At 39.0% G+C, this 16,213-nt stretch carries 17 protein-coding genes; 7 read left to right on the forward strand and 10 right to left on the reverse strand.

The genetic code is table 11. The features are described 5' to 3' along the window. Nucleotides 1–158: 158 nt before the first annotated feature. The 4 genes from J500_RS01400 to J500_RS01415 form a co-directional block, all read right to left on the reverse strand. Nucleotides 159–1,022, reverse strand: a complete 864-nt coding sequence (locus J500_RS01400) for a DUF3426 domain-containing protein (RefSeq protein WP_004997424.1) — start codon at nucleotides 1,020–1,022, stop codon at nucleotides 159–161. A 24-nt stretch (nucleotides 1,023–1,046) separates the two neighbouring features. Next, the gene (gene prmA, locus J500_RS01405) at nucleotides 1,047–1,943 is read right to left on the reverse strand and encodes a 50S ribosomal protein L11 methyltransferase (RefSeq protein ID WP_004997427.1); all 897 of its coding nucleotides are present in this window, start codon (nucleotides 1,941–1,943) and stop codon (nucleotides 1,047–1,049) included. A 101-nt stretch (nucleotides 1,944–2,044) separates the two neighbouring features. Further along, entirely contained in the window at nucleotides 2,045–2,935 is an 891-nt protein-coding gene (locus J500_RS01410; RefSeq protein ID WP_004997430.1) for a bile acid:sodium symporter family protein, read from the reverse strand. Nucleotides 2,936–3,108: 173 nt separating this feature from the next. Beyond that, nucleotides 3,109–3,345 carry a hypothetical protein gene (locus tag J500_RS01415; protein WP_004997431.1) on the reverse strand — a complete coding sequence of 79 codons (237 nt, stop codon included), beginning with the start codon at nucleotides 3,343–3,345 and terminating at the stop codon, nucleotides 3,109–3,111. Nucleotides 3,346–3,579: 234 nt separating this feature from the next. Here J500_RS01415 and mnmG point away from each other — a divergent pair, with 234 nt between their 5' ends. Continuing rightward, nucleotides 3,580–5,460 carry a tRNA uridine-5-carboxymethylaminomethyl(34) synthesis enzyme MnmG gene (mnmG, locus tag J500_RS01420; RefSeq protein WP_004997433.1) on the forward strand — a complete coding sequence of 627 codons (1,881 nt, stop codon included), beginning with the start codon at nucleotides 3,580–3,582 and terminating at the stop codon, nucleotides 5,458–5,460. Nucleotides 5,461–5,848: 388 nt separating this feature from the next. Here mnmG and J500_RS17595 read toward each other — a convergent pair whose 3' ends face one another. Further along, nucleotides 5,849–6,850 carry a helix-turn-helix transcriptional regulator gene (locus J500_RS17595; RefSeq protein ID WP_004989324.1) on the reverse strand — a complete coding sequence of 334 codons (1,002 nt, stop codon included), beginning with the start codon at nucleotides 6,848–6,850 and terminating at the stop codon, nucleotides 5,849–5,851. Between the two features lie 274 nt (nucleotides 6,851–7,124). Between J500_RS17595 and J500_RS01430 the strand changes: the two genes are divergently transcribed. The 5 genes from J500_RS01430 to J500_RS01450 are packed head-to-tail and all read left to right on the forward strand — an operon-like array spanning nucleotide 7,125 to nucleotide 11,265. Continuing rightward, complete coding sequence (locus J500_RS01430) at nucleotides 7,125–8,630, forward strand: circularly permuted type 2 ATP-grasp protein (RefSeq protein WP_370685022.1); 1,506 nt, start codon at nucleotides 7,125–7,127, stop codon at nucleotides 8,628–8,630. A gap of 28 nt (nucleotides 8,631–8,658) precedes the next feature. Next, nucleotides 8,659–9,264 carry an alpha-E domain-containing protein gene (locus J500_RS01435; RefSeq protein ID WP_004989318.1) on the forward strand — a complete coding sequence of 202 codons (606 nt, stop codon included), beginning with the start codon at nucleotides 8,659–8,661 and terminating at the stop codon, nucleotides 9,262–9,264. After that, nucleotides 9,261–10,040 (forward strand): transglutaminase family protein, encoded by a 780-nt coding sequence (locus tag J500_RS01440; protein ID WP_004997436.1) that lies wholly within the window; start codon nucleotides 9,261–9,263, stop codon nucleotides 10,038–10,040. The genes J500_RS01435 and J500_RS01440 overlap by 4 nt, the downstream gene beginning before the upstream one ends. Before the next feature lie 14 nt (nucleotides 10,041–10,054). Then, complete coding sequence (locus tag J500_RS01445; RefSeq protein WP_004989316.1) at nucleotides 10,055–10,789, forward strand: proteasome-type protease; 735 nt, start codon at nucleotides 10,055–10,057, stop codon at nucleotides 10,787–10,789. 50 nt (nucleotides 10,790–10,839) lie between these two features. Further along, nucleotides 10,840–11,265: a BLUF domain-containing protein gene (locus J500_RS01450; protein WP_004997440.1), complete on the forward strand. Its 426-nt coding sequence runs from the start codon at nucleotides 10,840–10,842 to the stop codon at nucleotides 11,263–11,265. Between the two features lie 17 nt (nucleotides 11,266–11,282). Here J500_RS01450 and alr read toward each other — a convergent pair whose 3' ends face one another. From alr to J500_RS01475, 5 genes are all read right to left on the reverse strand, one after another. Beyond that, nucleotides 11,283–12,362 (reverse strand): alanine racemase, encoded by a 1,080-nt coding sequence (gene alr / locus J500_RS01455; RefSeq protein WP_004997442.1) that lies wholly within the window; start codon nucleotides 12,360–12,362, stop codon nucleotides 11,283–11,285. Nucleotides 12,363–12,430: 68 nt separating this feature from the next. Then, nucleotides 12,431–13,876, reverse strand: a complete 1,446-nt coding sequence (dnaB, locus tag J500_RS01460) for a replicative DNA helicase (RefSeq protein ID WP_004989311.1) — start codon at nucleotides 13,874–13,876, stop codon at nucleotides 12,431–12,433. Between the two features lie 310 nt (nucleotides 13,877–14,186). Next, a complete protein-coding gene (locus J500_RS01465) occupies nucleotides 14,187–14,618 on the reverse strand; it encodes a CBS domain-containing protein (RefSeq protein WP_004997445.1) in 432 nt (143 codons plus the stop codon). A gap of 157 nt (nucleotides 14,619–14,775) precedes the next feature. Then, a complete protein-coding gene (locus J500_RS01470; protein ID WP_004989308.1) occupies nucleotides 14,776–15,153 on the reverse strand; it encodes a DUF2750 domain-containing protein in 378 nt (125 codons plus the stop codon). 127 nt (nucleotides 15,154–15,280) lie between these two features. Further along, nucleotides 15,281–15,514 (reverse strand): hypothetical protein, encoded by a 234-nt coding sequence (locus J500_RS01475; protein ID WP_004989307.1) that lies wholly within the window; start codon nucleotides 15,512–15,514, stop codon nucleotides 15,281–15,283. A 230-nt stretch (nucleotides 15,515–15,744) separates the two neighbouring features. Here J500_RS01475 and J500_RS01480 point away from each other — a divergent pair, with 230 nt between their 5' ends. After that, on the forward strand, nucleotides 15,745–16,104 hold the full coding sequence (locus J500_RS01480; protein WP_004989306.1) for a hypothetical protein: 360 nt from the start codon (nucleotides 15,745–15,747) through the stop codon (nucleotides 16,102–16,104). Nucleotides 16,105–16,213: the final 109 nt, after the last annotated feature.

A 16,213-nucleotide genomic window follows, 5' to 3' on the forward strand; every position in this document is an offset into this window, starting at 1 on the left:
ATCACTTGATAAAGCACAGATGACGACAGTAATTGTTGTGGATAAATCCGAAGATGTTGTAGGGTCAAGCTTTCGTGGCGCGTATGATACCATTGTCTAAGAAAAAGTGAGCAAATTAACTGCATTTTTTTTCATTTTTTTTATGTTTTTTTTAGTGATTAGGGGTGGACTATTTCTAAAGTATAATCATCAAAGCTTTTTCTGGGCTGATTAATGCTAAATTCGAACTTATAAGGCAGGTTTTTAGGAATACGCTGAATACCGTTTAGGCTGGCGGCTAAATAATCTTGAGGCTTTAAAATAACACTCTTATTTTCATGTTTATTTTTCAAAGTCAGCTTGAGTAGAGGAAGCTGTAAGCTTTTATCATGATAATTGACCAAAACACCTGAAAAACGAGTTTTATGATGCTCAATGCTCACGACTTTAACTTTATTAATAGTCAAAAGTGCGTAGTTCTCTTCAAGTTTCTTACAACTAAATACACTGCATAATTGATTGAATACCGCGCCTAGTACAGGGCTATTATGCATAACTCTTGGGTTAAACCATAAAATTTGGAAGAACAGGATTCCCAATAATACAAGGTTAATAGAACTCCAGATTACATAATATAGCAGACTATGCTTTTTACGTTTTTTGGGACTATTGTCTAAACTTGGACTTTCGCTCTCGGCAAGATTGAGTTGGGGGAAACTGCTGATTTCTTCATTTTGAAAATAATTTAAATTATTGAGATAGGTCAGCAGATCAATATTTGAATTTTCAATTCTACGATCAAAAATATCCAGAACATTAAAGTTACTGTATTGCAAAGCAGAGGGTGAAATCGCACATTGATTTAAAGCTGAATACTGAATCGAGCTGGCAGAATGATCTTCTGCCAGAATGAGATTAGTTAGTGCATTGAAGTTTAAATCACATTTGGGGCAACAAACCATACCCTGAGCAACTGTGAGCTGAGTTAGTGAGACTTTATATACTGTCAAACATTTGGGGCAGCGGGTTTGTTTTTCACTCATGGAACCGTCATCTACTTTTATTTGTTATTGGCGCTTCCCTGATATGCGACACCAGTTTTCTTCGCGCTTCTCGATGTGTACTATATCAAAAAATTCAGAATAAACACCAGTAACATCAGCAACTTGCTCTTCGATTACGCCTGCAAGTGCGAACTCTCCCTCAGATTTGAGCAAAGTTGCAAACTCTGGCGCAAGTGCCATGAGTGGCGCAGCTAAAATATTGGCCACTAAAACATCCGCTTTTTGCGATTTAAATTCTGCATTAAACTCTTCAGGTAAACCGACAAATAAACGATCTAATACATGATTGAGTTCAGCATTTTGTTTAGTGGCTAATACAGCTTGCGGGTCGATGTCAGTGGCATAGACTTTTTTTGCCCCAAGCAACAATGCTGCGACACCCAAAATACCTGAGCCACAACCATAATCGATCACAATTTTATCTTTAAGATCAGTTTGTCCTAACCATTGCAGGCAAAGAAAAGTGCTAGCGTGATTCCCTGTACCAAAAGCCAGACCTGGATCAAGTTTAATGTTGACCGCATTACTGTCTGGAGCTTCTAGCCATTCAGGAACAATCCAGAAATTTTCTGCAATTTGAATGGGTTCATAATAATCCATCCATGCGCGTTCCCAGACTTGATCTTCAAGTTGTTCATGACGTATAGGGGCATCAGGAAGTTGTTCTTTTAGGAATGCTTGAAGCATTTCAACATCGATAGGGTCTTGATCATCTTCCTGATAAATCCCAGTTACAATGACTTTATTCCAAAGCGGAGTTTCTCCAGGAAGCGGCTCAAGCAATGCCTGATCTTCGGCATCATCTAGCGTTACACTTACTGCACCTAAGGACATAAGTAATGTTTCTGTAAAATCCACTTGCGCTTGATCAACAGTAATGTGTATTTGTAACCACTTCACGGGAATAAGACCTAAATTCGATTTGAAACATCTATTGTAACGGATAAATGGATCACTCGAGAAATAATTTCAACGAGCGACCCATTGATTTGATGAGAAGGTTATTCATTTTTTGCAACTAAGTGAGTTTCGGCTCTTTGAGGATCATAACGATTTAACAACGTCCCAAAAATAGCAGCAAATATGTACATAAATATTGAATAAACTGCCGCAGGCATTGCAATAGTGGTGCTTGCAAGTATGGTGAGAGCAATGGTCATGGCCAGCGTACTATTATGGATCCCAATTTCAAAAGCACAAGCACGTGCTTGCGTACTACTGATCCCAAATATTCGTGGGATAAAGTAGCCGATCAATAAGCTTGCTATACAAAATAGAGATGTTGCCAGTCCAACCTGCATAATGTATTCCAATATACTATTTCGTTCTTTTGCCACAGCACCAATAATAATCAGTATTAAAAATACCACTGCAAAGGTACGCACTGGTTTATGTAATTTGTCCGCAACATTAGGTGAAAAATAGCGAACGAGCATGCCTAAACAAACAGGTACGATGATAATAAGAAAAACCTGAATGACTTTGCTAAACTGAAGTCCAAGCTGTTGACCATCATTAATAAAATGTTGAATAGACAGATTGACAATAAAAGGCAAGGTAAATGCTGCAATTACAGAATTGATCGCTGTTAAAGTAATATTGAGTGCAATATCACCTTTATAAAGATAGCTAAATAAGTTTGCTGTAGGCCCGCCCGGTGACGCTGCCAGTAGCATCACACCAACGGCCAAAAGGGGAGGAAGGGCTAATAACTTACAAATTACAAATGCGATACTGACCAGAATCACCAATTGACAAAATAAGGCCAAGAAAACTGCTTTAGGATGTTTTGCAACACGCTTAAAATCCTGAGGCCGTAACTCCAAGCCTAGTCCAGCCATAATGATTGCAAGTGCTATGGGTAGAAAAATCGTAATTATTCCAGAATCCATATCTTATTTCCTTTTGTTGTTTTATATCCCGATGTCATAATGATTCTAACTAAAATTGAATATATTTCAACCGGATAAATTACATTTATAAGTAGAATTATTATTTTTCCCATAAAAAAACACAGGCATGGTAAGCCTGTGTTTTTACAGATTAAATTAAAGCAGTTTTACAATTATGGTGCAGGCGCTTTAAATTGCAATTTACCATTTTCATTTGGCTGGCAAACACCATTGAAAGTAACGCCTTTATAGCCATAAGTTGCCCAGTCACCTTGCTTTTTCTTAGCACATGCTTTGATCTGTGCATTGGTTTCAGCCTTGCTCACAGTCGCTTCTTCAGCATTCGCTAGCGTCATACCACCAAGAAGTAAAGCAGATACAGCGATTGTTTTTAACATGATGTTTTTCATTTCAATACCTTTTTTAAAGTTGATTTTAGGTTTTTAACTATAAAGCACTGACACAGTCTTATTCTAAGAGTCGGTTTTTAAAAAGTTAATTCGTTTTATGCTGAAATACTTATATAAAATGTCACATCTTGTATATTGCTGTAAATTTTGTGTCTTTATTTTTGTAAAAAAACCATATTGCTACAGGGTTTTTTGATATAATTTTTCGTCCTTTTTTCTTGGTGTTTTTCAGCCATGCATTACCCTAAAGTTTATGATGTTATTGTTATTGGTGGCGGTCACGCAGGTACGGAAGCGGCGCTTGCTGCTGCGCGTATGGGGCGACAGACCTTGCTTTTGACGCATAACATTGAAACATTGGGTCAAATGAGCTGTAACCCTGCGATTGGTGGTATTGGTAAATCGCATCTGGTTCGTGAGATTGATGCTTTAGGCGGTGCCATGGCATTAGCTGCCGACAAGGGTGGTATCCAGTTTCGTATTTTAAATTCGCGTAAAGGCGCAGCAGTTCGCGCAACGCGTGCTCAAGCCGACCGTGTGCGTTATAAAGCCGCCATTCGTTATACCCTTGAAAACCAACCAAATCTGGATATTTTTCAGCAAGCAGCCGATGATTTAGTTGTTGATGGCGATACGGTGAAGGGTGTGATTACCCAAATGGGCGTACACTTTGAAACCAAAACAGTTGTATTGACCACGGGTACTTTTTTAGGTGGTGTCATTCATATTGGATTGGAAAAATCGAGTGGTGGTCGCGCAGGTGATCCACCCTCTATTGCGTTGGCACATCGTTTGCGCGAATTAAATTTACCAGTGGGTCGTTTAAAAACCGGTACGCCGCCACGTATCGATGCACGTTCAGTTGATTTTTCTGTAATGACTCCGCAACCGGGTGATTTTCCATCACCCGTGATGTCTTTTATGGGCAATGTTTCAATGCATCCAGAGCAAGTGAATTGCTACATCACACACACCAATGAAAAAACGCACGAGATTATTCGTGGCGGTCTTGATCGTTCTCCAATGTACACTGGTGTGATTGAAGGTGTGGGGCCGCGCTATTGTCCATCCATCGAAGATAAAATTCACCGTTTTGCTGATAAAGAATCTCATCAGGTGTTTTTAGAGCCAGAAGGTTTGGATACGCATGAACTTTATCCAAACGGCATTTCAACATCTTTACCGTTCGATGTGCAGTTTGAATTGGTGCGTTCGATTCGTGGTATGGAAAATGCGCATATTTTGCGTCCGGGTTATGCGATTGAATATGATTATTTCAATCCGCAGGCTTTAAAATTTACCCTTGAAACGAAAGCCATCAATAATTTGTATTTTGCTGGTCAGATCAATGGAACAACAGGATACGAAGAGGCGGGTGCACAAGGCTTGCTTGCAGGCCTGAACGCTGCGCGTCGTGCATGGGATCAGGAACAATGGACACCAAAACGTGATCAAGCCTATATGGGCGTATTGGTTGACGATTTAATTACCTTGGGAACCAAAGAACCGTACCGAATGTTTACTTCTCGTGCAGAATATCGTTTGATGTTGCGTGAAGATAATGCAGATCAGCGTTTAACCCCTGCGGGTCGTGAGTTGGGCTTGGTTGATGATATCCGTTGGGCTGCTTACTGTGAAAAAATGGAAGCTGTAGAAACTGAAACGGCTCGTTTGGCGCATCTTTGGGCTGCACCAAACAATCCAATGGGTAAAAAGTTTGTCGAAATGACGGGTGCTGATTTAAGTAAGGAATCCAGTGCAATAGATTTGCTTAAACGTCCAAATGTTAATTTCACTCAAATTGCTGAATTGACTGATTCTCAGGTTTCAGTGCAAGTCGGTGAACAGATTGAAATTGCAGTCAAGTACGAAGGCTATATCAATCGTCAACATGAAGATGTGGCTCAAATGAAACGTTTGGAAGAAACCAAAATTCCAGCAGATTTTGATTATGATGTGGTTTCTGGCCTGTCTCGTGAAATCACACAGAAGCTGAAAACCGTGCGTCCCGAAACATTGGCACAAGCCAATCGTATTCCAGGTGTAACACCTGCTGCGGTGCAATTGGTGATGATTACCATCCGTAAAAATAATCAGACCAAAAAAATCGCGTAATTCATTTGAAAAGAAAGTAGAAGACACGAAAGCCCAATTTAAATTGGGCTTTTTTATATGAATTAAAATGATATATGAAAAAATCTTAAGAATTTAAATGCATTTATTCTGTCAATTTTGTTATTTCTCATGCGATTGAAAATTTCTTATAGTCACTTTACGTTCAAAACAAAGAGGTAATCAACATGACCATGAAGTCGATTCGTTATAATGGTTATGATTTAGCATGCTTATGTTGAATCATGGTTCTCAGCACGAATTGGTATCCATTTTCTTTGGTGTCGGGGCTTGGGAAAATGGATGCCAGTATTTTAATCACCAAGAAAAAGTAATATTGTTTGAATATCAAAAATTATAAAAACTCTAAGAGAGCAATGCTCTCTTTTTTTTATTCATTTTCAATTTCTCTGACCGCATGATGAACTTCAAGCGGCTCAATATGTAGAATCTTTTTACCAAAACTGCGTAGCCACCAGACCAATTGAGAAGTAAAAGGGAGCGTTGCTCGAATCTCTACAATATTTTCATCGATGGGCGTAATGCTTTGATCTTTACTAAGCTGACTTTCATAAAAGCTCTGTGCTGTATTTTCAGTCATGGTCAGCTTTAACTCAACAATCTCAGTCGGTTTGTTGTAGTCAACACGAAAACCTAAAGCGCCAGAGTCAATATATTGATCAATATCAAAATTTACTGGGTGTAAAGCGCGCGAATTTAGTACAGATGCTGATTTAAAACGGTGCAAAGCAAAAGTTTGGACATCGGATTTATCGTGCCGTGTACAAATTAAATAAATAATCGCACCTTTTTGTACCAAAGCCAGCGGATTTAAAATATAGGTTTTTTCTTCAGCATGAATATTACGTGGTCGATAAATACATTCAATCTGTTTATCTTGGAGTAAACCTTCATAAACGGCTTGTTGTGCATGTTTATCGACCAAAGGTGGAATTAATGGTTGGCTCGCAGGCACAATTCGAACACGATTAATCCATTGGCGAACATTATTTTGAGTCGATAGGCTGCGGCGTGCCAGATCGAACCACGGATTCATTTCTTCGATCAGACTGGGGGGTAACAGGTGTTTTAAATGTTCTTCGACCATCATAAATGTCACCGCTTGAGAACTGGTCATATGCGGCAGACTTTGAATAGGGGCGTCAGAACGCCAGCGCCAGCCTTGCGGTACGGTCTTATTGCTTTCAATGGGAAAGCGTTGTGCAATCTGGTTTAAGTCACGCTGAATAGTGCGCAGGCTAATATCAACCCCTTCACGTTCCAGCATTTCCTGTAGTTCACGCGTTCCCATCCATTTGCCTGTCGAAAGGCGCGATAGAATTTGCCATTGTCGGTGCAAACTATTGGAGGTTTCTTTTTCTTGTAAAGACATAGTCGATCGTAAGTGGGTCAATAATATTTTGAATAGCAACACAATAGAAAAACTTGATCGTTTTGGCAAGAATGTAACAGAAATATTGCTTATATCCCGATACAACTTTCTACAAGAACCTCATTGAAGCCAGTTCACTTTTTTTCCAAAAATAAGGAAAGCATCTGCATAAATGGCACTGTATTTGCTTTATAGGATAATGAGTCAACAAGAAAAGAGGCAGGTAATTATGTTAGAAGAAGATAAAGAGATGCATGCCCTAGGTGAGCAATATATGAAAGATAAATTGAGCGGAGTAATCAACAGCCAGTCTTTATTCATTGACCAGTTAAGTGTAAATACCAATTTGTTTGAGCAGTTAAAATCAAAATTTTTTAACGAAATGCTAGATGATGTCAGCTCAAGTGGTGAGGTTTCTAAAAAGATAGAGCAATGGCTGTCAGTGCATAGTCTCGAACAATTGAAGCAACTGAATGCTGAGGCAAAGCAACATTTTTTATATGAAGGGATTACCTTTACGGTTTATGGTGAAGAAGAAGGCACACAGCGAACGATTCCATATGATCTCATTCCACGAGTGATCGAAAAAAAACAATGGGAGAAAATATCCAAAGGCTGCGAGCAGCGCGTCAAAGCTTTAAATTTATTTTTAGATGATATTTATCATGATCAGCATATTTTGAAAGAACAGATTGTTCCTCAAATGCAGGTGATGACACATGAAGCTTTTCAGCCCCATATGTTAAATCATGATTTAAAAGGAAAAATTTATTCACAAATCAGTGGGATCGATATCATTCGTGATGGAAAAGGTGATTTTTTTGTTCTCGAAGATAATTTGAGAACACCGTCAGGCGTCTCTTATATGATTGAGAGTCGAAAAATCAGTAAAAAACTCATGCCAGAGCTATGTGCGGCAAACCCGTTACAAGAAATCGAACAATATCCAACATTACTCCGCGCAATTTTGGAGGAAAATGCTTATGTTGATCAGCCTTTTATAGTGGTGTTAACCCCAGGACGCTTTAATAGCGCCTATTACGAGCATGCTTTTTTAGCCCGTGAAATGGATGTGCCGCTAGTCAGTAGTCGCGATCTTTTTGTTGAAAATGATCACGTCTATGTCAAAACTATTCGAGGTCGTCAACGTGTCGATGTGATTTATCGCCGTGTTGATGATGCATTTCTCGATCCACTTGCTTTTAGACCTGATAGTACCTTAGGTGTCGCAGGTTTGATGTCTGCTTATTTGCAGCACAATGTCGTGATTGCAAATGCTCCGGGTACAGGGGTTGCGGATGATAAATCAATTTATCCTTATGTGGATGATATGATTAATTTTTATCTGAATGAAGCGCCAATTTTGAAAAATGTGCCAACCTTTCAATGTCGACGTGAAGATGAACTGGATTATGTAGTTGCCAATCTGGAACAACTGGTCGTTAAAGAGGCACAGGGTTCTGGTGGATATGGAATGCTGATTGGGCCGCAAGCAACCAAGAGTGAAATCGCGGAGTTCAGAAAAAAAGTTTTGCAACATCCGCATTTATATATTGCACAGCCGACACTCGAATTATCTGTGGCGCCAACTTTGACTCAGGATGGCATCGCAGAGCGGCATATCGACTTACGTCCTTTTGTATTGTCATCGCCTTATCGAACCGAGATTGTACCAGGAGGCTTGACACGTGTGGCCATGAAAGCTGGCTCACTTGTTGTGAACTCATCACAAGGTGGTGGCATCAAAGATACTTGGGTTGTTGAAGCACTACATTCTTGATCAATGTTCATTTAACAAGGAAGAAACTATGATTTTACTGAGTTCAAATGCACAACATATTTACTGGTTAGGCCGTTATTTGATGCGCATCAATTTTTTTTGCAATCGGATTCCATTTACACAGGATCAGGCTGCAATTGAATTTTGTCATGCTTTTTGTTTACCTGCTTATGATGCAGCATCACTGAATGAATTGGCACTAGATCCAGAGCAGCCTTATTCATTGATGAAACAATTTAGCTATGCGAGTGACAATATTCATGAATTACGTGCTGTTTTACCTGCAAAAGCCTATGCTGAACTTAATGCACTTATCCGAAATGCAGGTGAACAATCGGGTTATATTTGTAATGTAGTCCAAGAATGTAATGAGATTTTGGAAGCAGAAACAGATACCGATATTTTACTGTTTTTTGGTTTGGGTCAAAAAATTGAGCAATTAGATGAGACCTTACGCTTTAAACAAAATCCTGAAAATTTAATTGATGAACTCGACAAAACCGTTGCAGCTTTAAAAAATTACGGCTGGTTGGCTCTTGAAACAGCATGGCTTGATTTGAAGCAACAACCTGATTTGATGTCTTTTTATCATTTTCATGATCAACTTCATCTCATGTTTGAGGCGCCTGTATGAAACTTATGGTGAATCATCAAACGCATTACACTTATAGTGAAAATGCGTGTAACAGTATCCAATATATTAAGATGATTCCTCAAAGTTCACAGCACCAATATGTTCATTACTGGGACATTAGTGTTCCGGGTGAACGGGTACTTAAAAAGGATGTTTTTAATAATCTATGGCTGACTTGTTCACAGCGTTTTGACTATCAACATTTAACCATCATGGCGCAAGGGATCGTTGAATTACATTGTGGTGGAAATGAGGGACACCAAGCAAGTTTACCGTTGTCACTATTTTTGCAGCCGACACATGCTACGTTGTGGGACGCGAATATGTTGGAATTTGCCACCCAATTTGTGACGATGGGTTCGTTGAAAGAACTTATTGTTTTAGCAGAACAAATTTTGTTGAAAGTTCCTTATTGCCCGCATGCAACCACAGTTCAGTCCACAGCAAAAGAAGCATTTTACGCAGGTTTAGGGGTGTGTCAGGATCATGCACATTTAATGATTGCCATGTGTCGGGCTTTGAATATACCTGCGAGATATGTTTCAGGCTATTTATATGATAAAAATACGCCTCATCTAGCAAGTCATGCATGGGCTGAAGTATTTTTGAATAAACAATGGTATTGTTTCGATGTGAGTAATCAATTGTTTGAACCTTCTTCACATATTTACGTCGCAATTGGTCGTGATTATTTTGATGTTGCGCCAGTAAGGGGTATTCGTGAAAAAGGTGGTGTGGAAAAAATGCGATCAACAGTGCAGGTACTTGCTTGTTGAATGGAATGAAAAAAATGACTTATTGTTGTGCTTTACGGCTTAAAGATGGCTTGGTCTTCATTAGTGATACGAGGACTAATGCGGGTGTAGATCAGATTTCAGTTTTTCGAAAACTTTACACTTTTGGGAAATTAAAAGAGCGCTTTATTGCGATTCAAACAGCGGGTAATCTGGCAACAACACAGGCTGTGATCGGTCATTTGCGAAATCAGCTTGAATTACAGGAACAACCCAATCTATACACTGTAAATACCATGTTTGAAGTTGCCCAATTGGTCGGGCGAACTTTGCGCAAAGTCATTGAAGATGTGACCGAAGATACGCTTGAACAAAGTAATTACTACTGTAGTTTGACTGTGGGTGGTCAAATTGGGGAAGGAGAGCATCAACTTTATAATATCTATCCACAAGGGAATTTTATTTGTGCAACTAAAGACACGCCTTTTTTTCAGATTGGTGAAAGTAAGTACGGTAAACCAATACTAGATCGTGCTTTAACTTATGATATGCCTTTGGATGAAGCACTGCGTTGTAGCCTACTTTCATTCGATTCTACCTTACGTTCGAATGTGTCAGTGGGATTGCCGCTTGATGTATTGGTGTATCATATTGATAGTCTGGAAATGCCAAAAGGTAAACGTGTTACTCAAGATGATGAGTATTTTCAAAAAATCAGTAAACAATGGTCGGAAATACTGCGTGCAGGTTTGCATGAAATTCCAAAACCTTCAGAGGATTATTTGGAATAATTGAAAACGGCATGCATAATTAATTTATTAACAGATAAAGAAATATAATTATGAATTATCAAATTTGTTATGCAAGTCAAACCACCTCATCGCATGAGCAACTTATGGTTGATCTGAGAGAAATTCTTACAACTGCGATGCATTTCAATTACATTCACAAAATACAAGGTGTCTTATATTTTGCGGATAACTATTTTTTTCAATGTCTTGAGGGCGAACAGCAACAAGTTTTGACGTTACTGGATTCTATAAAGAAAGATCCGCGTCATTCACATTTTCATGTTCTTGATGAAAGAAGTGCTGAACACGCCAACTTTAAAGACTGGTCAATGAAATATGTGCGTAAACGTAGTGAAGTAAAAAGTTTTTTTGCTGAGCTTGGGAGCAACACTTTTAATCCATATCTACTTAATCCAACTTCGCTAGAACGTTTGCTCGAAATTTTAAAAGATGTACAAGCAGAAACCCATGATTAAACATGGGTTGATCTGATTTAATTTTCAATTTTTCGGCGAATCGGTCGGTTACTTAAACGGCAGAGTAACTCGTAACCAATCGTTCCATTTGCTTCGGCAACGTCGTCAACCAAACGATGTTGCCCCCACAGCTCAACTTCATGGTCTAACGATACATTCAATCCCGTCGCATCAATCGCGATCATATCCATGCTAACACGTCCGATTACTCGTGTAAGACGTCCATTCACTGCAACGTAGTTTTGTTTAATATAAGCGCGTGGATAGCCATCCCCATAGCCAATTGAAACAATGGCAATATCCATTGCTTCGTCGGCGGTAAACCATGAGCCATAACCGACTGAATCACCTGCTTGAATATGGTTAAGCGCAATGATTCGGGCAGTAAAGGTCATGACTGGTTTTAAATCCAGCTCATGTACGGTTTTGTTTGCAAAAGGACTAGCACCATACAGCATGATGCCCGGACGTACATAATCAAAATGAAGTTCTGGCCAGTTAAAAATGGCAGCTGAATTGCAGCATGAAACCTCAATTGGCGCACAGCTTTCTTTAATGCTGAGTAGTTGTTGGATTTGTTGCTGATTCATTGGATGTTCTGGAACATCGGCATTGGCAAAATGCATTGCAAGTACACAATGGAAACCTTCAGTTTTTAAACGTGTGATGACATCAATAATTTCATCTATTTTAAAACCTAAACGGTTCATTCCACTATTGAGTTTGATCCAGACTTTTAAGCCTTGTTGAATATATTCAGCTTTATATTGTAATAACCATTCTACTTGCTGCTGATGATGTACGACACATTCAAGTTGATGTTGTAAAACAGCATGCATTTCATTGGCATTGAAAATACCTTCAATAAGGGTAATCGCATGCTTTGAGCCTTGAGCACGAAGCTCGAGTGCTTCTTCCAGAGTGGCAACTCCGAAAGCATCGGTGTTATTTAAGGCTGCTAAACAGTCTTTGACTCCATGTCCATAGGCATTGGCTTTGACCATACTCACGATTTTTGAGTTTGGTGCAAGTTGTTTGACACGGTTTAAATTATATTGCAGCGCAGCGCTATCAATATAAACTGTTGCTTGGCGCACCCTGATTTCTCCTTTGGGATGGCATGGAAAAATTTTTAAAGAGGATAAATAGTCAAATAATTAAGACATTATTCCTCATCATCATACTGACTGTAATACTCAGGTGAGAGGTTACTAAAGCGGGTATATTGACCTTCAAAAGCCAAACGAACTGTTCCAATCGGGCCGTTACGCTGTTTACCAATAATAATTTCGGCAGTACCAGCTTCTTTAGATTCTTTATTGTAGACTTCATCCCGATAGATAAACATGATCAAATCGGCATCCTGCTCGATCGCACCCGATTCACGTAAGTCAGACATGACAGGACGTTTGTTGGGACGATTTTCCAGACTACGGTTGAGCTGAGACAGTGCTATAACAGGGCAATTCATCTCTTTCGCCAGTGCTTTTAAACTTCGTGAAATTTCTGAAATCTCGCCTACACGGTTATCACCCATGCCTGGGACTTTCATCAATTGCAAATAGTCGACCATAATGCAGCCAATTTTGCCATCATGCATTTTAGCAATACGTCGTGCGCGTGAGCGTACTTCCGTCGGGGGGAGTGCGGAGGAATCATCAATATAGAGATGCTTTTCCTGAAGCTGCAAGATCGTACCTGTGACTTTCGACCATTCATCGCCATCCAGTTTGCCTGAACGTAAATGCCCTTGGTGCACTTTGCCATAGGAGGAAATCAAACGCATTGCGATGGAATCCGCAGGCATTTCCATCGAATAAACCAGTGCAGGCAAATTACTATTGAATAAAACACTTTCGACTAAGTTCATGGCAAAAGTGGTTTTACCCATTGAAGGACGTGCGGCAACAATGATGAGATCACCTGCCTGCATCCCATAGGTTTTATTATCAAGTTCTAAGAATCCAGTCGTTAGACCTGTGATATTGCCATCAAGTTTAGAAAGCTCATCGAGTTTGCTAATAACATCAGCAGTCACTGAGCTAATCGATTTTGGTCCCGCGTCTTTCTTATTGTTATTATGTTGTTCTGCCAATGAAAAAATATTGGTTTCAGCCAAATCCAAAATTTCACTGACTGCACGACCCTTAGTGTCATAAGCATTTTGCAAAATATCAGTACTGACTTTAATCATACTACGCAGTGTAGAAAACTCTTTAATTTTGCCTGCATAAGTTTCCAGATTGTAAAAACTCGACGGAGAGTCCGCCATAAGCTGCATTAGGTATTCTTCACCGCCAATGGCATCAAGTAAATTCTGCTTCACCAACCAGTCATTGACCAATACTGCATCATAAGGTGAGTTTTCTTGTGCCAGTTTCTCAATGGCACGGAAAATATATTTATGACGGGTTGCATAAAAATCACTTTCTTTGAGTAAATCACCTACTTGTTCAAATGATTCAGCAACTGTCATCAGCGCTGCAAGTACTGCTTGTTCAATGGCAAGGTTATGCGGAGGAGTACGAAATTCTTTTAGTTGACCTGAGTCATTCACTTTATTCTCTGTATTGGGAGAATTTTTTGTAAAATTGGCATTCGCCTGCGACATAACAAGACCTAATCAAAAGATGAAACGATACCGATGGGCTATCTTAATCCAAATAAAGGTCATCGGGACAATTTAATTCGGTGAAAATTGTATAAGTGGCGAAAAATTGTAGTGGTCGCGTGAGAGCTGATGCGATGCGTTTCATTTGAGTATCGAATCATGTCTCATAAAGGTATTACAGCCAGCACGTATTTAGCGAAGCGGTATTTGCAAATGGATGAAATCGAATTGCAGATCAGTTTGGAAATAGGGCAGTTAAGCATTCAAGAAAAAGGCATCTGATAAAGATGCCTGCTTTATTTAAGGCTATTTAACCCGAAATATAATGTTGTAATTGATCAATTAAGTTTTTTTGGTCTTGCATGGCTGCTTTAACTAAATCACCAATGGAGATGAGTCCAACCAACTTTTTCTCTTCAACCACAGGTAAATGACGTAAATGTCGGTCTGTCATCAGTTGTAAACATTCTTCAACTGTATTTGAACGTGAAATAGTTAAAACCTTAGCAGTCATAATTTCACTCACCGTCGTATCATAAGAAGAGCGTTCCATCAGGGCAACTTTGCGGGTGTAATCACGTTCAGACAAGATTCCAACGACTTCATTATCTTGAGTGACAACTAATGCTCCAATCCCTTTTTCTGCCATGATCGAAATTGCTTCAAGTACGGTTGCGTCTGGCGAAACAGTATAAATGGCTTGTTCAGCTTTATCTTGTATAACTTGAGCAACGTTTGTCATCTTTTATGTCCCTCTGGCTAGTGTTATCGTTTTAAATTAACTTAGCGCGATTTGAAGAAAATGCAAAGCCTTTGAAAGTATAAATGAATAATATTTTGCCAAATGGCGTTGGCGTTTTGTATTGAGTTTTACCGATTAAAACTCAATACAAATTATTTTATGCAATTTTTAAATTCGATGCGGGTGCAAAGAAAAAATGCCGCATTTGTTGTGTCGATAATTTAAATTTGCGTTGATTCGAATTAAACAAAGCGGGCGTCACGTTTAAACGGGTCAATGTAGGTAATAAAGATTCCTGAAAATCTTGGGGCGTAATTTTTTTGGGGACATAATTTGGCCAGTGTTTTTTAGCATAACGATGTGCTTGCACACCATTGAGCCAAAAAGGAAAAACAAAATCATCTTGATCTGATTTAATTGCCCAGCCTTGATGGTATAAACCCCAAAGTGCGCCGCAATACATCATGGTTTTTAAAATAGAAATTTTAATTATCAAGTCTTTAGATACAGGATTTAACTGTGTATAGGTTTTCATGGTTTTGCTGCGATTTAAATTCGTGTTTATTATAAAAAATAAATACTTAATTTCAGTTACTCGTTTGCTTTAAATCGTAATAAAGTTTTACAGCGGCATTAAAAAACGCCACCTAGGTGACGTTTGATTATGCTTGCATGGTGGCCATTCGTTGCCAGTATTGTGCTTTCAATGAATCTCGTTCTACACGAAAGCCTTGGTAGTAAAGTTCAGCCAGAAACATCGCTGCTTTACCGTGTCCTGCACGTGCTGCATCTTCAAGCTGCTTCACAGCGTCTTGAAAGTTCATCTGTGATTGAATTGTATTGACCGCAGATGCGTACACATGTTCTAAGTCATGATGAGAAATTTGTTGAATCATATTAAAAACTCCTTATAGTTGTAATTATGATCACATCAACTCGGCTTACTTGCCTCGCAAAACTAATTTAGCAGTTGATTGTTAAACTAATATTACAATAAGCGTGATAAGTCAAGTAATAAATGGGGCGTGTTGCCCGAATTACAAGCTTACATGATTAAACATTCAACAAAAATATTTTTTAGTAAAATCAATATAACAATTAAATATGACATGACAAGGAGAACAACATGCTAACAACGGTCGATGGTTTTAATTTTGAAGTTCCTCCAGATGAGTCTCAAATTGTGGCTTTGGCACAATATCATCGTAAACAACTTGATGAGGCCATATTTCATCAAGAAATTCATTTAGGTGATTACTGTCTGGCACAGCGTAAGCGTGTGCATGATTTTACTCAACAGCTTGATCCACAAACCAAGGCATGGTTTTATCGCGTCTATGATGGTGAATTATTGCGTTTGGCGGATGAAGAAGACTTGCATCCAGCAGATGCAGAAACAGGCCTGAGCTATTTCGCTATTTTGATTGTCTTGGCGATTATTGCCTTTATTTTATATTTTGCCGTTATTCGTGCGTTAATCAGCTAAATTTTATTGTTTGTTCTGATGTCAAAGTACCTAATCTTCTATTTTGTTAGGAGAATGAGGCACTTTGACTTGTGTGCAACTGAAATGAGCCATACACTACATCCATTCG

Origin of the sequence: Acinetobacter sp. 479375 (assembly GCF_000581715.1) — a bacterium.
Taxonomy (GTDB): domain Bacteria; phylum Pseudomonadota; class Gammaproteobacteria; order Pseudomonadales; family Moraxellaceae; genus Acinetobacter; species Acinetobacter ursingii.